This is a genomic window from Sphingobium sp. DC-2, from assembly GCF_000722555.1.
Taxonomy (GTDB): Bacteria; Pseudomonadota; Alphaproteobacteria; order Sphingomonadales; family Sphingomonadaceae; genus Sphingobium; species Sphingobium quisquiliarum.
Window position 1 is genome coordinate 108,015 of the sequence record NZ_JNAC01000165.1, and the last position, 18,913, is coordinate 126,927.

General features: G+C 66.2%; 17 protein-coding genes. 15 read left to right on the plus strand and 2 right to left on the minus strand.

What is annotated here, in order from left to right; translation table 11 throughout:
- Nucleotides 1-134 precede the first annotated feature (134 nt).
- The 4 genes from ET21_RS0124525 to trxB all read left to right on the plus strand — a co-directional run bounded on the left by ET21_RS0124525 (nt 135) and on the right by trxB (nt 3,832).
- Nucleotides 135-1,067, plus strand: a complete 933-nt coding sequence (locus ET21_RS0124525) for an alpha-E domain-containing protein (RefSeq protein ID WP_030541728.1) — start codon at nt 135-137, stop codon at nt 1,065-1,067.
- A 16-nt stretch (nt 1,068-1,083) separates the two neighbouring features.
- Nucleotides 1,084-1,965 (plus strand): transglutaminase family protein, encoded by an 882-nt coding sequence (locus ET21_RS0124530; RefSeq protein WP_030541729.1) that lies wholly within the window; start codon nt 1,084-1,086, stop codon nt 1,963-1,965.
- A gap of 17 nt (nt 1,966-1,982) precedes the next feature.
- Nucleotides 1,983-2,720: a peptidase gene (locus tag ET21_RS0124535; protein WP_021236895.1), complete on the plus strand. Its 738-nt coding sequence runs from the start codon at nt 1,983-1,985 to the stop codon at nt 2,718-2,720.
- A gap of 149 nt (nt 2,721-2,869) precedes the next feature.
- On the plus strand, nt 2,870-3,832 hold the full coding sequence (gene trxB, locus ET21_RS0124540) for a thioredoxin-disulfide reductase (protein WP_030541730.1): 963 nt from the start codon (nt 2,870-2,872) through the stop codon (nt 3,830-3,832).
- 214 nt (nt 3,833-4,046) lie between these two features.
- Here the strand turns inward: trxB and ET21_RS0124545 are convergent, their stop codons facing one another.
- Together ET21_RS0124545 and ET21_RS0124550 are read right to left on the minus strand one after the other, a co-directional pair.
- The gene (locus ET21_RS0124545) at nt 4,047-4,334 is read right to left on the minus strand and encodes an acyl carrier protein (RefSeq protein WP_030541731.1); all 288 of its coding nucleotides are present in this window, start codon (nt 4,332-4,334) and stop codon (nt 4,047-4,049) included.
- Nucleotides 4,335-4,362: 28 nt separating this feature from the next.
- Entirely contained in the window at nt 4,363-5,370 is a 1,008-nt protein-coding gene (locus tag ET21_RS0124550; protein WP_030541732.1) for a GNAT family N-acetyltransferase, read from the minus strand.
- A gap of 47 nt (nt 5,371-5,417) precedes the next feature.
- Here ET21_RS0124550 and ET21_RS0124555 point away from each other — a divergent pair, with 47 nt between their 5' ends.
- From ET21_RS0124555 to xrtA, 11 genes are all read left to right on the plus strand, one after another.
- On the plus strand, nt 5,418-6,962 hold the full coding sequence (locus ET21_RS0124555; protein WP_051768320.1) for an acyl-CoA ligase (AMP-forming), exosortase A system-associated: 1,545 nt from the start codon (nt 5,418-5,420) through the stop codon (nt 6,960-6,962).
- Entirely contained in the window at nt 6,959-8,191 is a 1,233-nt protein-coding gene (locus tag ET21_RS0124560) for a pyridoxal-dependent decarboxylase, exosortase A system-associated (RefSeq protein ID WP_030541734.1), read from the plus strand. The genes ET21_RS0124555 and ET21_RS0124560 overlap by 4 nt, the downstream gene beginning before the upstream one ends.
- 130 nt (nt 8,192-8,321) lie before the next feature.
- On the plus strand, nt 8,322-8,966 hold the full coding sequence (locus tag ET21_RS0124565) for an XrtA/PEP-CTERM system exopolysaccharide export protein (protein WP_021236889.1): 645 nt from the start codon (nt 8,322-8,324) through the stop codon (nt 8,964-8,966).
- 1 nt (nt 8,967) lies between these two features.
- Nucleotides 8,968-10,482, plus strand: a complete 1,515-nt coding sequence (locus tag ET21_RS0124570; RefSeq protein WP_030541735.1) for an XrtA system polysaccharide chain length determinant — start codon at nt 8,968-8,970, stop codon at nt 10,480-10,482.
- A gap of 13 nt (nt 10,483-10,495) precedes the next feature.
- Nucleotides 10,496-11,416, plus strand: coding sequence for a P-loop NTPase (locus ET21_RS0124575; protein ID WP_030541736.1), 921 nt, complete (start codon nt 10,496-10,498; stop codon nt 11,414-11,416).
- Nucleotides 11,413-12,990 carry a hypothetical protein gene (locus tag ET21_RS0124580; RefSeq protein ID WP_030541737.1) on the plus strand — a complete coding sequence of 526 codons (1,578 nt, stop codon included), beginning with the start codon at nt 11,413-11,415 and terminating at the stop codon, nt 12,988-12,990. Before ET21_RS0124575 ends, ET21_RS0124580 begins: the two co-directional genes overlap by 4 nt.
- A 22-nt stretch (nt 12,991-13,012) precedes the next feature.
- Nucleotides 13,013-14,233, plus strand: a complete 1,221-nt coding sequence (locus ET21_RS0124585) for an XrtA/PEP-CTERM system-associated ATPase (RefSeq protein ID WP_030541738.1) — start codon at nt 13,013-13,015, stop codon at nt 14,231-14,233.
- A gap of 13 nt (nt 14,234-14,246) precedes the next feature.
- Nucleotides 14,247-15,095: an XrtA system polysaccharide deacetylase gene (locus ET21_RS0124590; RefSeq protein ID WP_193378996.1), complete on the plus strand. Its 849-nt coding sequence runs from the start codon at nt 14,247-14,249 to the stop codon at nt 15,093-15,095.
- Nucleotides 15,092-16,153 carry a FemAB family XrtA/PEP-CTERM system-associated protein gene (locus ET21_RS0124595; protein WP_030541740.1) on the plus strand — a complete coding sequence of 354 codons (1,062 nt, stop codon included), beginning with the start codon at nt 15,092-15,094 and terminating at the stop codon, nt 16,151-16,153. Before ET21_RS0124590 ends, ET21_RS0124595 begins: the two co-directional genes overlap by 4 nt.
- Nucleotides 16,150-17,376: a TIGR03087 family PEP-CTERM/XrtA system glycosyltransferase gene (locus ET21_RS0124600; RefSeq protein WP_030541741.1), complete on the plus strand. Its 1,227-nt coding sequence runs from the start codon at nt 16,150-16,152 to the stop codon at nt 17,374-17,376. Before ET21_RS0124595 ends, ET21_RS0124600 begins: the two co-directional genes overlap by 4 nt.
- Nucleotides 17,373-18,908, plus strand: coding sequence for an exosortase A (xrtA, locus tag ET21_RS0124605; RefSeq protein ID WP_030541742.1), 1,536 nt, complete (start codon nt 17,373-17,375; stop codon nt 18,906-18,908). Before ET21_RS0124600 ends, xrtA begins: the two co-directional genes overlap by 4 nt.
- Nucleotides 18,909-18,913: the final 5 nt, after the last annotated feature.

Genomic DNA, 18,913 nt, shown 5'->3' on the forward strand with positions numbered 1-18,913 from the left:
AACAGCATGCATCCGTTTGCCATGATCCTGCCGGAGGGCATGAACGGACGAGGCGAGTTGTCTTCGCCTGCGCTGGGACATGGGCTTCGGCTTCGCTCAGCCCGAACGGACCTTGATATTGAGGAAGGCCGCACATGCTGAGCCGCACCGCCGAAAATCTGTTCTGGATGGCGCGCTATATGGAGCGGGCGGAAGCGACGGCGCGGCTGTTGACCATGGGACAGCGCATGGCGATCCTGCCAGGTGCGCATCATCGCGACGAATGGCGATCGGTCGTGCGGGCGACGGGTAATGAGGGGGAGTTCCCCGAAGGCGTGCAGGTGACGGAAAGCGCCGCCGTCTCCTATCTGATGCTCGATCTGGACAATCCCAGCTCGATCCGTTCCTGCCTGCTCAAGGCGCGGGCCAACGCCAAGTCGGCCCGCACCATGTTGACTCAGGATATGTGGGAGGCGCTGAACGAAGGGTGGCGCAAGCTCGACAGCTATGACGTCGCGGAAGCGCGGCAGCAGCTTCCCGCGCTGATCGACTGGGTCAAGACGCGGGTCATGACCTTCCGGGGCGCGGCCTATTCAGGGCAGTTGCGCAATGAAGGTCATGATTTCCTGCGGGTCGGATCCGCGCTGGAGCGGGCGCAGATGACGTTGCGGCTGCTGGACGTCAAATATTATGTGCTGCTGCCCGAAACGGAGGTGATCGGTGGCAACCGCGACCATTATCAGTGGACGTCTGTGCTCTATGCCCTGTCGGGTTCGCGGGCCTATCACCATGTCTATGGCGGCACCTATACGCCCTGGCAGATCACGGATTTCCTGATGCTCAACCGGCTGTTCCCGCGCAGCGTCGCCTATTGCTACGACCAGATGGCCTACCGGCTGAACCGGCTGGCGGGCTGGCACGACAGCCGGGGGCCATGCCACCAGACCGTGCGGCAGATGGTGACCGATCTGGAACAGCTCGACAGCGGGGAGATTTTCCGCGCCGGATTGCATGAGACAGTGCAGAACGGGCTCCAGATGACCAACCGGCTGGGCGGCGAAATCGCCCAGACCTACCATTTCGGATGAAGGGACGGGACGCGGCATGAAGCTGCTTGTTCGCCATCAGACGACTTACCGCTATCCCGCATCGGCCGGGCGGGTGGCGATGCGCCTGAAGCTGATGCCGGCCGATTGCGCCATGCAGAAGGTGCTGGAATGGCAGGTGACCGTGAACGGCGAGCCTGTCGAGGGCTTTCGCCCCAACAGCCTGGGCGAGATGGAAGCGATATGGGTCCGGCACGACCGGATGGACGATGCCGTCATCGTGGCGGAAGGGCTGGTGGAGACATATGACACCAGCGGGGTGCTGGGCCCAGCTTCGGGCGCGGTGCATCCGCATTATTTCCTGCGCGATACGCCGCTGACCCGCGCATCGGAGGCGATAAGGGCCATGGCGTCGGCACTGCCACAGGATGGCGGGATGCTGACATGGCTGCATCTGTTGTGCGCGGCGGTCAGGGACGCGGTCGCCTATCGCAGCGGCGTCACGACATCGCAGACCGAGGCGGCGGAGGCTTTCGCGCTGGGTGCGGGAGTCTGCCAGGATCATGCGCAGATCTTCATCGCAGGCGCCCGCGCCATGGGCGTGCCCGCGCGCTATGTGACCGGATATCTGCTGGCGCAGGAGGGGATGGCGCTGCACGAGACCCACGCATGGGTGGAGGCGTGGCTGCCCGATCTTGGCTGGGTGGGGTTCGACCCGTCCAATCGTGTCTGCGTGACGGATCATTATCTGCGGCTCGCGTCCGGGCTGGATGCGGACGACGCCGCGCCGATCAGGGGCTTCGTCACGGTGGCGGGCGATATCTGGATTGACGCGGACGTCCGTATCGCGCAGGCGGAAGAAGGGGTGGAGGAACGGCAGTTGCAACGGCAGCAGCAACAATGCGCCCAGCCGTCCATCCCGCAGGCTTGTACGAACTGATAGGAGCCCGGCGGGCAATGACCTATTGTGTGGCGGTTCGCGTTGATCAGGGTCTGGTCATGCTGTCCGACACCCGCACCAATGCGGGCATGGACAATATCGCGCGCTTCCGAAAGAGTTTTACCTACAGCATCACTGGCGAACGCGCGATCACCCTGATGTGTTCGGGGAACCTGTCGATCACGCAGGGGGTGAAGGCGAAGCTGGGCCGGGCGATCAAGGATTCCCAGCTTGATCCCGATATCGAGAGCATCTTGAACTGCCCCACCATGCACCGCGTCGCGCAACTGGTCGGCGACGCGATGTGCGATATGCAGAATCATTATCGCAGCACCATAGAGATGCAGGGATCAGGCGCCGACGCCTCCATTCTGGTGGCGGGGCAGCGCAAGGGCGGCAAGCCGCGCCTGTACCTCGTCTATTCTGCGGGCAACTTCATCGAAGCGACCGAGGACACGCCTTTCTTCCAGATAGGCGAGCATAAATATGGCAAGCCCATCCTGGACCGCATCATCAAGCGCGATACCACGCTGGAGGACGCGACCAAGGCGGTGCTGGTGTCGATGGATTCGACGCTGCGGTCCAACCTGTCGGTCGGGATGCCGCTGGACCTGACGGTGATCGAACGGGACAAGTTCGATTTCAAGGTGCGCAGGCGGATCGAAGCAGATAACGAGGAATTCCAGCTGCTTTCGCTCGGCTGGTCGGCGGCGTTGCGCAAGGGGTTCGAGGATTTGCCCAACGTGCTGGATTGAGTGGTTCAGCCTATCGGGGCGCACTGCCGGGATGGATCGCGGAGCTTCCTCCACTCCAAGGAAATGCATTGGCCGCTTGGGCTTGCGTGCGCGCGGTTGCGGCCTATTTCATCGCGACGAACGAATCTTGAAAACGCCGGGGATAATTGATGACCGCCACCCATTCCACTCGCATGCTGATCCTGGGATCGGGACCCGCCGGTCTTTCCGCCGCCATTTACGGCGCGCGCGCGGGGCTGGCGCCGATCGTGGTGCAGGGGATGCAGCCGGGCGGGCAGTTGACCATCACCACGGACGTGGAAAATTATCCGGGCTTTCGCGACGTCATCCAGGGACCATGGCTGATGGAGCAGATGCAGGCGCAGGCCGAGCATGTCGGCGCGAAGATGATGTACGACCAGATTGTCGACGTCGATCTTTCCGATCGTCCGTTCAAGCTGAAGGGCGACAGCGGCACCGTCTATTATGCCGACAGCCTGGTGATCGCGACCGGAGCGCAGGCGAAATGGCTGGGCGCGGAGGGAGAGCAGTTGTTGCAGGGCAAGGGCGTGTCGGCCTGCGCCACGTGCGATGGCTTCTTTTATCGCGGCAAGAAGGTGGTGGTGATCGGCGGCGGCAATACCGCTGTTGAAGAGGCGCTGTACCTCACCAACCACAGTCATGACGTCACGCTGATCCACCGCCGCGATTCGCTGAGGGCGGAGAAGATCTTGCAGCAGCGGCTGTTCGCGCATCCGAACATCAAGGTGCTGTGGAACCAGAAGATCGAGCGCTTCGTCGGCGGCGGCAATCCCGAAGGACTGGTGGGCGTGGACCTGATCGACACGGTCACGGGCAAAGCGTCCCATATCGAGACAGACGGCGCGTTCGTCGCCATCGGCCACCAGCCCGCGACCGAGCTGTTCGCGGGGAAGCTGCCGATGGATGAAGGCTATCTGGTGGTGGAGCCGGGGACGACCCGGACCTCGATTCCGGGCGTGTTCGCCGCCGGGGATGTCACGGACAAGATCTACCGGCAGGCGGTGACGGCGGCGGGCATGGGCTGCATGGCGGCGCTGGATGTCGAGAAGTTCCTGGCCGAGGCGGATTTCGAGGCTCTGGCGGCGGAGTAGGTCTGACGGGGGAGCCTGCGAAGGCAGGAATCCGGTTCTGGCGTTTCAACTGGGCTCCTGCCTGCGCAGGAGCTCGTAGAGCCAGCTTGTAGGCACTGCGCTCGCAGGAGTGAGGTCGCCCTTTGCCGGCGCGCGATGGTGGTGTTCCTGCCCACCCAGCAACATAGCTGGGCGCTCAACCCGCTTACTGTTCATGCGTCAGCGCTGACGCCGCTCAGGCCACCTTCGTTTCGGCAAAGGCGACGAGGGTGCCAAAGGTTTCGAAGGTTTCGCCGTCGATGTCGTCATCCTCGATCAGGATGCCGAGGCGATCTTCCATTTCGGTGAGCAGGCTGGCGACGGCCATGGAGTCCAGTTCGGGAAGCGCGCCGAAAAGCGGCGTATCGGCGTCGAACGCGTCGGCCCGCTCCTGCGGCAACGCCAGCACGTCGCGCAGAAGGGCACGTACTATCGCTGCAATATCGCTTGTCCGGTCGACCGGCATTGACTGTCCCGCCCGCATGATGGGGGCCTACCTAATGGCTCCGCATCTAGCCGACAAGGGCGGAAATGGCGGTGCGCGCGGCGGGCAGCCATGTGGAAGCGAAGCGGGGATTGAAGAAGTCGAGCCGGTGGAGTAGCTCGCGCCGTTCCATCCATTCGGCCTTGTAGGCATTGTCGCCCGTGCCATAGTCGATCCGTTGCACGCCATCCGTGTCGATCGCATGAGCGAACATCGCATGGCTGAGCAAGGTGCCGGGCGATCCGCCGTCAAAGGCGCGATCGTGCGACAGCTTGTGGATGAGGGCGGCGCCGTTTTCCACGGTCCAGAGCTGCGTCGCGACAGGCTGGCCGTTCAGCCGTGCGAAGCCCAGGCGCAGGGCGCCCGCCGCCGCCTCCCGCTCTGCAAGGGCGCGGAGGAAGGGCAGGCCGGGTTCGGGCTGCTTCCAACTGCTGGCATGCACGGTCACATAATCGCGCCACAGGGCGCCAGTGAAATCATGTCTGATGTCGATGGCAAAGCGGCTGGCGCGGGCCTTGCGCTGCACCTGATTGCGCAGGCGGCTCGGCCGGGCGGCCCAATAGGTGGCGAAGTCGCGTCCGTCGAGGTCGAGGATATGGCGGCCGCCCATCGGCCTGCGCACGGCGAACCAGCCAGCGCGGCGGAAGGCGTCGAGCAGGAGACCGGCTTCGTCCGTGACGGGGTAGAAATCAATATGGGCGCTGGTGGTGAGGAGATGCCCGGCCATGACCTCGATCAAGCGCCGCCGCGTGTCTTCATCCGGGTTTCCAAGGAAGATGGGCGACCAGGAGAAGCTGTACCAGTTGGCAAGCGCGCTCAGCCGCCGCGCGCCGGTGGCCAGCAGGAACAGCCAGGCTTCGCTGTCCCCCTGTTTCGTGTGGAGCACGCGCAGGGGGACATGAGGGAAACAATGGGCATGGAGCGATTCGAACCAGTCGATACGGTCGAAAAGCGAGGGGATGAAGGCGCGGTCCAGCCTTCCCGCGAGAGCATCGCGGGCGGCGGCGGCCGTGCTATATTCCCTTGCGATCAGCAAATGACTATCTCCCCGTCACCCTGGCCATGTAGGTGAAAAGTCTGGAAATGGAGTTAAGCAATCTGGAACAGGGGCGCACAGTGATCGACGGAGTGGAGGTGCGGCCGGTCGACCATCTGCTGCTGCGCGGCGATCCGGCGCGTCCGGCGCTGGATGGGCGATCGGGCGCGCAGAGCTACGCTGAACTGGAAGAGGCGCTGGGGCGGCTGGCGGGATGGCTCGCGGGGTTCGGGCTGGAGCGCGGGGCGCGAGTCGCGAGCTGGATCGCCAAGGGCCCGGTTGCCGCGCTGATGCCGCTCGCCGCGCCGCGCGCGGGGCTGGTGCATGTACCCATCAATCCGCTGCTGCGGCATGGGCAGGTCGCCCATATACTGGCCGATAGTGGTGCACGGTTGCTGATCGGCACGGCGGCGCGGCTCGATACGCTGACGGAGGCCGAGGTCCCCGGCGATTGCCGCCTGTTGCGGGAGGAGGATGCCGCCTGCGCGATGAGCGGAGGGGAAGGCATCGGCCCATCCGATGCCGGGCCGCACGATCTGGCCGCGATCCTCTATACCAGCGGATCGACCGGCAAGCCCAAGGGCGTGATGCTGAGCCACGCCAATCTGTGGCTGGGCGCTGTTTCCGTCGCTGCTTATCTGGGGCTGACGCCCGGCGACAGGACGCTGTGCGTGCTGCCGTTCAGTTTCGATTATGGACAGAACCAGCTTCTATCCACCTGGTTCGCGGGCGGATGCGTCTATCCGCTGGACTATCTGACGGCGCGTGACGTCATGAAGTCGGTGGAGCGGCGGGACATCACGACGCTGGCGGGGGTGCCGCCGCTGTGGGTGCAACTGACGGAGTTGAACTGGCCGCCGGAGGTTGCGGGCAGGCTGAGGCGGATCACCAACAGCGGCGGCGCGCTCACCCGGCCGCTGGTGGCGAAGCTGCGCAGCCTGTTTCCCAATGCCGATCTTTATCCGATGTACGGGCTGACGGAGGCGTTCCGGTCGACCTATCTGCCCCCGGCGCTGGTGGACAGCCATCCCGACTCCATGGGATCGGCCATTCCCCATGCGGAGATATTGGTGGTGCGGGCGGACGGCAGCGTCACCGCCGATGATGAGCCCGGCGAACTTGTACATTGCGGGCCGCTGGTGGCGCAGGGTTATTGGCGGGATGCAGCGCGAACCGCCGAGCGCTTCCGGCCCGCGCCGCCTGCTTCGCGCTATGGCGGCACGGCTGTATGGTCGGGTGACAAGGTGCGGCGCGATGCGGATGGGCTGCTTTATTTCATCGGCCGCGATGACGCGATGATCAAGTCGGCGGGCAACCGCATCAGCCCCACGGAGATCGAGGAAGCGGCCGCGGCCGTGCCGGGCGTTTCCGAAGCCGTGGCGATGGGGGTCAAGGACGAGCGGCTGGGCCAGGCCGTGCTGCTGCTGATCCGCTCCGCCGATCCACAGGCCGAAGCGCAGGTGGAGGCGCATTTGAAGGCCGAACTGCCCAATTTCATGCATCCGCGCGCCATCGTCGGACGGGAGGATTTTCCGCGCACTCCCAACGGCAAGATCGACCGGGTCGCATTGGCGAAGGAATATGATCAATGAAGCCCATGGGCCCGATCCCGCCCTTCTTCACGGGCGAAGACGGCATGCTGCTGATCGGCGGCTGCGGCGCGGCCAGCCTGGTGGAGGAAGCGGGTGATACGCCGCTGTTCGTCTATGACATGGGCATTATCGAGCGGCAGGTGAGCGACTGGCGTGACGCCATGCCGCCGATGCTGTCGCTTCATTATGCGGTGAAGGCGAATCCTTTTCCGCCGCTGTTGCAGCGCATGGCGGCGTTGGTGGACGGCTTTGACGTTGCATCGGGCGGCGAACTTGGCCGGGCGCTGGAGGCGGGCATGGACGCGGCGCATGTGAGCTTTGCCGGGCCAGGGAAGCGGGACGATGAACTGACCGCCGCGATCGATGCCGGCGTGACGCTGAACCTGGAATCGGAAGGGGAGGCGCGGCGCGCCGTGGCCATTGCGGAGCGGCGGGGGCGCACGCCCAAGCTGGCGGTGCGGGTGAACCCCGACTTCGACCTTAAAGGATCCGGCATGCGCATGGGCGGCGGGGCCAAGCCGTTCGGGGTGGACGCCGATCGCGCGGCGGCGCTGGCCCGATGGCTGATCGATGCCGGGGCGGACTGGCGGGGCTGGCATATCTTTGCCGGTTCGCAGGCGCTGGACGCAAATGCGCTGATCGAGGCGCAGGCGGCGACGGTCGCGCTGGCGGCGCGCCTGTCCGGGGAGATGGGCGTGACGCCGCCGCTGGTCAATCTGGGCGGCGGCTTTGGCATCCCTCATTTTCCGGGCGACGAGCGGCTGGATATCAGGCCGATCGGGCAGGCGCTGGCGCAGGTGCTGGAGGGGCGGGCCGACATTCTGTCGGGCAGCGCCTTTGCGATGGAGCTTGGCCGCTGGCTGGTGGGCGAGGCGGGGGTCTACCTGACCCGCGTCGTCGATGTGAAGGTGAGCCAGGGCGAGACCTTCGCCGTGGTGGATGGCGGATTGCATCACCAGCTTGCGGCGAGCGGCAATTTCGGCACGGTCGTGCGGCGGAACTATCCGATTGCGGTGGCCAATCGCTTCGGCGAGGCAGCGGCGGATCAGGCGGTGACGGTGGCCGGGTGCCTGTGCACGCCGATGGACAAGCTGGGGGACAAGGTGGCGTTGCCGCCGATTAAGGAAGGCGATCTGGTCGCGCTGTTCCTGGCCGGGGCCTATGGGGCGTCTGCAAGCCCGGCGGCTTTTCTTGGCCATCCCAACCCGTTGGAACTGCTGATCGGCTGACGCTGCTGCGGTGCACCCCTAACCGTATCTTTACCCTTTGACGGCAAGAAGAGGCCCAAAGCCCATGGCTTGATGGCCCGCCCGCCTGTGTGGCGGCCATGCCCATGCGGCTGCACGAAGAGGTGAAGATATGCGTTTCCTGTCGGTATCCCGTGCTTTGATCGGCGCATCGCTTCCGGCGATGGCCCTGGCAGGTTGCGCTTCGGGCGGCGGGGGGCCGCAGCTTCCGCCCGCATCCTTCGTGTCGCAGCAGGAGGGGCCGGGCGAGGAATATGTGATCGGGCCGCTCGACGACCTGACCGTCTTCGTATGGCGCAACCCGGAACTGGGCGCGAAGGTGCAGGTGCGGCCTGACGGGCGCATCACCACGCCGCTGATCGCCGACATGCCGGCCGTGGGCAAGACGCCGAAGCAACTGGCCGACGACATGAAGGTGGCGCTGGGCAAATATATCGAAAACCCGCTCGTGTCCGTGATCGTCAACAATTTTTCGGGCACGTTCAGCCAGCAGGTGCGGATCGTCGGCGCGACGGAAAAGCCAGCGTCGATCCCCTATCGCGCGAACATGACGCTGCTTGACGCCATGATCTCCGTCGGGGGCCTTAGCGAATATGCGGCGGGCAACCGCGCGCGGCTGGTCCGTTTCAACAAGGAAACCGGCAAGCAGCAGGAATATCAGGTGCGCATCGGCGACCTGCTGAAACGCGGCGACAGCAAGGCGAATGTCATGCTGGCCCCCGGCGACGTCATCATCATCCCGGAAAGCATGTTCTGATATGGCCGCCCTTTACGATGAGCTGCTGATCGCGCTCCACGGCATATGGACACGGCGCTGGCTGGCGCTGGCGGTCGCGTGGGGCGTGTGCATGCTGGGCTGGCTGGGCGTCGCGCTGGTCCCCAACAGCTATGAAAGCAAGGCGCGGGTCTATGTGAACACCCAGTCGCTGTTGCAGGACAAGGTGGGCATCACCCAGGTCCAGTCGCAGCAGGACCTCGACCGCGTGCGCCAGACGCTGGCCAGCACCGGCAATCTGGAACGGGTGGTCAAGGAAACCGACCTCAACCAGACGATCAGCGGCCCGCGCGATGTGGCAGCGAAGATCACGGCGCTGCGCGAAGGCATCACCGTCATGGCGCAGATCGACCCCAGCATGATCGACATCAGTGCCAAGATGGCCGATTCGGGCCTGTCGGACGGCGCCAATGCGCGCATCGCCCAGCAGGTGGTGCAGAAGCTGGTCGACATTTTCCAGGAGGCCAACCTGTCGTCCAACCGGGTCGAGACGAAGCAGAGCCTGGCGTTCCTGGACCAGCAGATTGCCGAGCGGGGCAAGCAACTGGCTGGCGCGGAGCAGCGCCGGGTCGAATTCGAGCAGCGCTATGCGGGCGTCCTGCCGGGCGCGGGCTCCATCGGGCAGCGGATGGATGCGGCCCGGATGGAGATCAACAATATCGAATCGCAACTGGCGCAGGCGCAAGGCGCGCTGAGCGCCATGAACGGGCAACTTGCGGGCACGCCGCAGACGCTGCCCGGCGTGGGCGCTTCTGGCGGACCGTCTGCGCTGGCGCAGGCGCAGGCCGACCTTTCGGGCATGCTGGCGCGCGGGTGGACCAGCAGCCATCCCGACGTCATCGCCGCCCAGCGTCAGGTCGATGCGCTGCGCAAGCAGGGTGGCGGCGGAACGGGCGGTGGCACGCCCAACCCCGCCTATCTGTCGATCAAGTCAATGCAGGCCGAGCGGGCCGCGACGGTGCAGGCGCTCCATACCCGCAAGGCGCAGTTGCAGGCGGACCTTGCCGCCATGTCTTCGCGCCAGACGGACGAGCCCGGCCTTGCCGCCGAGCAGGAGAAGCTCGACCGCGATTATGAGGTGCTCAAGACGCAATATGACAAGCTGCTGGCCGACCGAGAGGAAATCCGGCTGCGGGGCGACGTGAAGACGGAGACGGGCGCGGTGCAGTTCCGCGTCGTCAATCCGCCCAGCGTGCCCACTGCTCCGGTAGCGCCCAACCGGCCGCTGCTGCTGGTCGGCGTGCTGATCGTGGGCATTGGCGCTGGTGTCGGCACGGCATTCGCCATGGCGCAGCTCAAAGGCAGTTTCCCGACCGCCGCGCGGCTGGAACGCGCCATCGGCATGCCGGTGATCGGGTCCATCACCCAGACGGTCAATGCCGCGCAGAAGGCGGTCGAAAAGCAGCGGCTGAAATGGTTTGCGGGCGCAAGCGGCGGACTGGCGGCGGTGTGCATGCTGCTGATCCTTGTCGAATTCATCCAGCGCGGCATGGCCTGAAGGAGAGCGGACGATGAATGAACATAGCTCTCGCCTCAAAGGCTCGCTGATCGAGCGCGCGACGGAGATTTACGATTTCTCCGCAGCGTTGCGCGGGCGCGCCGCGCCGGAGGTGGATGTCCCCGCTGACGCGGAAATAACGGTGCCGCCTGTGGACCTGGGACCCGTGGGGGCGCCCGCGCAGCGTTTCCAGGCGCCTGAGTGGACGGGACCGGCGCAGCCGATCGACCGCATCGCCCTGGCAGAGGCGGGCTATCTGCTGCCCGATGGTCCGGTGAGCGCGATGAGCGAGGAGTTCCGCCTGCTCAAGCGCGATCTGCTCACATTGCTGGCGGGCGATCCGCGCGGCAACAGCATCCTCGTCTGTTCGGCCCACAGCGGCGAGGGCAAGAGCTTCTGCGCGATCAACCTGGCGCTCAGCCTGGCGGCGGAGAAGGAGCATGAAATATTGCTGATCGACGCGGATTTCGGCAAGCCAGGCATTCCCGAAGCGCTGGGCCTGACGAGCGGGCCGGGCCTGATGGACGCGCTGGCCGATCCGGGGATCGCGATCGAAAATTGCGTGATCCGCACCGACATACCGTCGCTGTCCGTCCTGCCTGCTGGCCGGCGGAGCAACAATGACACGGAATATCTGGCGTCGAGCCGTACGCAGGCGCTGCTCAACCGGCTGACCGAAGGGCGGCCCGACAGGGTGATCCTGTTCGATTCGCCGCCGCTGCTGGCAGCTTCGGCGGGCGCGGTGCTGGCGAGCCATGCGGCGATCGCGCTGCTGGTGGTGCGCGCCGACCAGACCAGCGAGAGCGCGCTGCGCGATGCGGCTGGCATGTTGAAGGGCGCGGGGCAGGTGCAGTTGCTGCTGAACGGCGTCACCTTCTCCGGCACCGGGCGGCGCTTTGGCAGCTATTATGCCACGAAGGGCGATGTCGAATGAGGTTGCGGACTTTCATGGTGACGGCTGGCGTCATGACGCTGGGCCTGGGCACGCCCGCCGCCGCGCAGGAGCGCAAGGTCGAGGTGACGCCCTATCTGGGCATCGATCAGGTGGTGATGGCGCCGCTGACGGGCGATGGCGAGGTGCTGACCTACACCAATGTCATGGCGGGTGCGACCGCCAGCATCCAGACGCGGCGGATGGAAGCGGTCGCGGACGTGCAATATAATCACAGCTTCGGCTGGGGCGACGCGACGGCCGACCAGGATGTGATCAGCGGCATCATTTCCGGGCAATATGGGCTGGCGCGCGGGCTGACGCTGAATGCAGGCGCGCTGGCGAGCCGTATCCGCACAGATGGCTTTTCAGGCGCGGCAGCGCTGAACGACAGCATGACGACCCAGGTCTATGCGGGATATGTTGGGCCAGCCTATGCAGGGTCCTTCGGCGACATCGACGTCACCGCTTCCTATCGCCTGGGCTATGCGCGGGTGGAGGACGATGCGGACGCCAACTTCGGCGGGGCGGGCCTGTTCGACGAATCCGTTTCGCACAGCCTGATGGGTTCCGTTGGGGTCGCGCCGGGCGTGTGGCTGCCGGTCGGCATCGTCGCCAGCGCCGGATATGAGCGCGAGGATGTCGATCAGCTGGACCAGCGGTTCGAGGATAAATGGGGCCGGGTGGACGCGACTTTGCCCGTTTCTCCTACGGTCGCGCTGGCAGGCGGGATCGGATATGAGAATATCAAGATCAGCCAGCGTTCGCCCTTGCTGGACGTCAACGGCCTGCCGGTCGTGTCGAACGGACGCTATGTCACCGATGACGGTTCGCCGCGCCAGCTGATCTATGAATTTGACGACATCATCTGGGACGTGGGCGTGCTGTGGCGGCCCAATCACCGCACCTCGCTGGAAGCGCGCGTGGGCGAACGCTATGGCGGCATGACCTATAGCGGCAGCTTCGTCTGGCAGGGGCGCAACAGCAGCGTCGCTCTGGTGGTGTTCGACGGCATCGACAGCTTCGGGCGGATCATCACGTCCAACGTCGCGTCCGTGTCGGGCAGCAGCCTGAATGTCGTGCGCAATCCCTTCACCGGCGACTTCACCGGCTGCGCTTTTTCGGAAAGCGGGGGCGGACAGTGCTTCAACGATGCGCTGTCGGGCGTCACCAACGCCAATTACCGCTACCGCGGCGTTGCGGGTCAATATGCCGCGCGCCGGGGCCCGTGGGGGCTGGGCGTCGGCGTGGGCTATTCGCAGCGCAAGTTCGTGACGCCATCGGGCCAGGCGATCCTGGTGCGGGGAGCGAAGGACCAGAACTGGTATGGCACGGCGGCGCTGACCTATGCGATCGACGGCCAGTCGAGCATCGATGGCGCGGTCTATGCCAATTATTTCGACGCCAGCGGATCAAGGCTGGACGTGCTGAACCTGGGCGCGTTCACAAGCTACAACCGCCTCATCAACCGCAATTTGCAGGCATCCGCATCGCTGGGGCTGGACAGCGCCAAGGCGGACGAGCTTGACGCGGTGATCACCGCCATGGGCCAGATCGGCCTGCGATACAGCTTTTAACCCGGCCGGGTGGAGACGACGAATGTACGATCAGTTCTACGGATTTGAGGGCCGCCCTTTCCAGCTGACCCCCGACCCGCATTTCTATTTTGAAAGCGCGACGCACCGCAAGGCGCTGTCCTATCTGGGATACGGCCTGGCGCAGGGTGAAGGCTTCATCGTCATCACCGGCGACATCGGCGCGGGCAAGACGACGCTGGTCGGCCACCTGATGGCGACGATCGACCCGGCGCGGCTGACGGCGGTCAAGATCGTGTCGACCCAGGTGGGCGGCGACGACATGCTGCGGCTGACGGCGCAGAGCTTTGGCCTGAGCGTCGACGGCATGCCCAAGGCGCAGATTTTGCGGCAGGTGGAATCCTTCCTCCATGCGCAGGCGCGGGCGGGCCGCCGGTCGCTGCTGATCGTGGACGAAGCGCAGAACCTGTCGGTGTCCGCCATCGAGGAATTGCGGATGCTGTCCAACTTCCAGCTGGGCGGGCATTCGCTGTTGCAGATATTCCTGCTGGGCCAGCCGGAATTTCGCGACCTCATGAAGTCGGCGCAACTGGAGCAGCTGCGCCAGCGCGTGATCGCGACGCATCATCTGGAGCCGATGCTGGCGAGTGAAGTGGAGCCTTACATCCTGCACCGGCTGTCGGTGGTGGGGTGGAAGGGCGATCCGTCCTTCACGCCCGACGCCTTTGCCGCCATCTATGCCGCGACGGGCGGCGTGCCGCGCCGTGTGAACGTGCTGGCGAGCCGCGTGCTGCTGCTGGGCGCGCTGGATCAGCTATCGGAGATCGACGCCGCGGCGGTGGAGGCGGTGGTGGCCGACATGGGCGCGGACAGCGATGTGGCGTTGCAGCCGGTGCGGCCGTCCGTGCTGGATAGCGTCGAGGAAGAGGATGCGCCCGCAGCGGCTCCGCAACAAAGCGATGCCGCGCCATCGGAAATTGCGTCATTGAAGGCGGAGATCGATGCTCTGCGGTCGCGCGCGCCTGAGCCGCCGGTCACCCTGACCGATGAGATCGCGGCGCTGCGGGCCGAGGTGAAGCGGCTGCGCGGCGAACAGGCGTCGATGCAACTGGTCGATCCCGATGCGCTGAAGGATTGTTTCACCCTGATCGAGGAGCGGTTGTCGTCGCTGGAGTTCCGGGTGGGCGAGCAGGATACGGCGCTGCGCCGCGTGCTGACCTTGCTGGTCGAATGGGTGGAGCGCGAACAGCGCATGGGCGATCCGCAGCAGAGCGCGGCGGCCTGATCCGCTATCGGCCATGATGCAGAACGCCCTTTCGGTCGACGTCGAGGACTGGTTCCATGTCGGCGCTTTCGAGCGCACGATCCGGCGCGAGGATTGGGCGGGCCTGCCGCACCGGGTGGAGCGCAACACGGACAAGGTGCTGGACCTGTTCGCCGAGGCCGGGGTGAAGGCGACCTTCTTCACGCTGGGCTGGGTGGCGGAGCGTTACCCAAGGCTGATGCAGCGCATCGTGGCGGCGGGGCATGAGGTGGCGAGCCATGGCTATGACCATGCGCGCGTCTTCACCTTGTCCCCGGAAGAGTTCCGCGCCGACCTGCGCCGGTCGCGGGCGTTGCTGGAGGATGCCAGCGGGCAGGCGGTCAAGGGCTATCGCGCGCCCAGTTTCTCGATCGACCAGCGAACGCCCTGGGCGCACGCCATATTGGCGGAGGAAGGCTATGCCTATTCCAGCAGCGTCGCCCCGATCCGGCACGATCATTATGGCTGGCCCGAATCGCCCCGCTTTGCGTGGAAGCCGGTGGCGGGATCGCCGCTGGTCGAATTGCCGGTGACGACGGCTGTGTGGGGCAAGCGCCGACTGGCGGCGGGGGGCGGAGGCTTTTTCCGGCTGCTGCCCTATGGCTTTTCGCGCTGGGCGATCGGTCAGGTGAACGGGCGGGACCAGCGGCCCGCCATCATCTACTTTCATCCATGGGAGATCGATACCGGCCAGCCGCGCATGAAGGACGCGCCGCTGCGGTCGCGCATTCGCCATTATACCAATATTCCGGTGATGGCCGACAAGCTGCGGCGGCTGACGCGGGATTTCGCCTGGGACAGGGTGGATGCGCTGCTGCCGCAGGAAGCGGGGCGGGCGGCATGATCGCGGCCGACCTTGCGGTGACGGCGCTTGACCTTGCCGATGCGGTGCAGGCGCGGGCGGCGGAGGAATTCGTCGCTGGCCGGGCGGACGGCACGCCCTTTCACCGGCCAGCCTGGCTGAACGCCATTGAGCGGGCCACGGGCAACCGCGCGCTGATGCTGGCGGCGGTCGCGCCTTCGGGGCAGATCAGGGGACTGCTGCCCCTGACCCATATGAAAAGCCGCCTGTTCGGGCAGGCACTGGTATCGTCCGGCTTCGCGGTGGACGGCGGCATCGTGACGGACGACCCGCGCGCGGCGGCAGCGCTGGGCGCTGCGGCGCAGGACCTGGCGCGTGAGCGGGGCGTGGCGTCGATCGAGCTGCGGGGCGGCCCTGCGCCTTCGGGGGAGTGGACGCTGCATGAAGGCAGCCATCTGGGCTTTTCCCGCCCGATCGCGGCGGATGACGAGGCCGAACTGCTGGCCGTGCCGCGCAAGCACCGGGCCGAATTGCGCAAGGCTCTCGCCAACCCGGCTTTGCATGTGAAGGTGGGGCGGACGGACGCGCTGATCCGCGACCATTATCGCGTCTATGCCGAAAGCGTGCGCAATCTGGGCACGCCGGTCTTTCCCGCGAAGCTGTTCCGACAGGTGCTGGAGCAGTTTGGCGAGGATGCGGACATATTGGCCATTTATGAGGGCGAGCGGCCCGTGTCGGCGGTGCTGACGCTTTATCATGGCGGGCGGGGCATGCCCTTCTGGGGCGGGGGCATAGCGGATGCGCGGCGGCTGCGGTCCAATGAACTGATGTATTACCGGCTGATGGGCCATGGGCGCGCGAGGGGCATGGCGATATTCGACTTCGGCCGGTCCAAGACGGGCAGCGGGCAGGCGGCCTGGAAGAAAAGCTTCGGCTTCGACCCCGTGCCGCTGGCCTATCATAGCTGGTCGGCGAGCGGCGAGCGGCGGGACATCAACCCCAACAGCCCCGCCTATCAGCGGCGGGTGGAGCTATGGAAGAAGCTGCCGCTGCCGGTCGCGAACCTGATCGGCCCGTGGATCGCGCGGGGCCTGGGATGAGCGGCGACGTCCTGTTCCTGTGTCACCGCATTCCCTATCCGCCCGATCGCGGGGACAAGATCAGATCCTATCATATGCTCCAGCGGATCGCGGAGGTAGCGCCGGTCCATGTGGGCTGCTTTGCCGATGACGACCGCGACATGGGGTTCGCGGCGGAGATGGCGCGGCTGACGGCGAGCCAGTGCGTGTTGCGGCGGAATCGATCGCGGGTCGCCGCCGGGCTTGGCGGAATCGCGCGCAGGCAGCCGCTGCTCGTGTCGCTGTTCGATCATCCGGAGCTGCACCGCTGGGTGGGCGAGGTGCTGCGCGAGCGGCCGATCCGCGCCGTCTTCGCCTATTCGGCGCAGATGGCGCATTTCGTGCCGGTGCTTGGGCCGGACATCCGGTTCCTGATGGATTTCGTCGATTTCGATTCGGCCAAATATGCCGCCTATGGCGCACAGGGCGCCGGACCGATGGCCTGGATCAACCGGCGCGAAGGACGGTTGCTGCTGGATTTCGAACGCGCGACGGCCGAGCGGGCGGACATCAGCGCCTTTGTGAGCGAGGCCGAAGCGTCGCTGTTCCGCGCCGCCAGCGGGCTGGACGCGGACAAGGTGCGCGCGGTGGAGAATGGCGTGGCGCTGGACTATTTCGATCCGGCCGCGCGCTTTCCTGCCGTTGAAGGTGGCGAAGGGCCGTTGATCGTCTTTACGGGGCAGATGGATTACCGCCCCAATGTCGAGGCGGTGGAAGGCTTCGCCCGGAACGCCTTGCCGATCGTGCGGGCGCGTTATCCGCAGGCGCGGTTCGCCATCGTCGGACGGAAACCGGCGGCGCAGGTGCAGGCGCTGGGCAAGCTGCCGGGCGTCATCGTCACGGGCGCGGTGCCGGACGTGCGCGGCTGGCTGGCGGCGGCGGACGTGGTGGCCGCGCCGCTGACGATCGCGCGCGGCATCCAGAACAAGGTGCTGGAGGCGATGGCCATGGCGCGGCCGGTGGTCGCTTCCTCCTGCGCGGCGGAAGGCATCGACGCCAGGGACGGCGCGCACCTGCTGATCGCCGACAATGCGGCGAAGCAGGCGGCGAAGGTCATGGGGCTGATTGCCGACCCGATGGCGGCGACAGCGCTGGGGCAGGCGGCGCGCGCGCGGATGGAGCAGCGTTACCGCTGGTCAGCGACGCTGCGCGATCTGCCCGCCATGCTGCTGGACGAAACGCCTGCCCGCGTGCGCGCGGCATGATTGCGCGCGCGCTTTTCCTGCACGGTTCCGGCGGGGCGGCGCTGTCCGGCTGGCGCGGGCATCTGGCGGCGATGGGCCTCGTCTGGCTGGCGATCGTGGCGCTGTTCCACAAGGACGCCATCGGCATGGCGTCCATCTGGTGGACATCATCGACGTTCGAACATTGCCTGTTCATCCCCTTCCTGATCGCATGGCTGGTGCAGCAGCGCTTGCCGGACCTTCGCCGGATGCAGCCCGCCGCCTGGTGGCCCGGCCTGCTTTGGGTGGCGGCCGGAGCCTTTGCCTGGCTGCTGGGCGCGGCGGCGGGCGTGGCGCTGTTCCGCCACGCCGCGCTGATCATCATGATGCAGGGCGCGGTGCTGGCGCTGCTGGGCCCCGCCGTGTCCCGCGCGCTGCTGTTCCCGCTTTTCTACGCCTTTTTCATGGTGCCATTTGGCGAGGAGATCGTCGCGCCGCTTCAGATCGTGACGGCGCGCCTGTGCATGATGTTCCTGGGCCTGTCGGGCGTGCCCGCCCATATGGACGGCATCTTCATCACCACGCCCACGGGCTATTTCGAAGTGGCGGAGGCCTGTTCCGGGGCGAAGTTCGTCATCGCCATGACGGCCTATGGCGCGCTGGTCTGCAATGTCTGCTTTGCGAGCTGGACCCGCCGCATCCTGTTCATGACGGGCGCGCTGACGCTGTCGGTGCTGGCGAACGGGGTGCGGGCCTATGCGACGATATTGGTCGCGCATCTGACCAATATCGATGCGGCGGTGGGATTCGACCATGTGCTGTACGGCTGGATCTTCTTCGCGATCGTGATGGCCGCTGTGATGGCGGCGGCTTGGCCCTTTTTCGATCGCAGGCCGGGGGACCCCTGGTTCGATCCTGAGCGGTTGAAGGGGCCTGCTTCCGGCTTCGCGCCGCCTGCTGCCGCGATGCTGGGCGCGCTGGCGCTTGTCTGCGCAGCCCCGGCGTGGCTGGCGGTGAGCGCCGCCGCCAGCGAGCCGCTGCCCGGCGCGCCCGCTGTGCCGGTGGTGAAGGGCTGGACGCTGACGAGCGAGGCTCCGCGCTATCCGTGGAGGCCGCGATTCGATGGAGCCGATCATCTGGTGACGGCGCGGTATCGCAACCATGAGGGGCAGGCCGTCGACCTCGCGATCGCCAGCTTCGCGCGGCAGGAGGAAGGGCGCGAGCTTGTGGGCTTCGCGCAGGGCGCCGCCGATGCGGAGCAGCATTGGACCTGGTCCTCGCCCGCCAGGGCGCCGGGCAGCGCGCGGGGGGAGCAGATTACTGCGCCCGGTCCCGTGGTCCGGCATGTGGTGAGCTTCTACCGGGTGGGGCAGGGGCCGCTGACCGGCAGCGCGCCGCGCGTCAAGATCGCCACCATGAAGGCGCGGCTGCTGGGGCAGGACCAGCGGGCGGCGGCCATTCTGGTGTCGGCGGAGGAGCGGCAGGGCATGCCCGCCGATGCCGCCGTCGCCGCTTTCCTCGCTGATCTGGGCGATGTGAAGGATTTGGCTGACCGCAGCCTTGGCATTCGCTAAAGCCG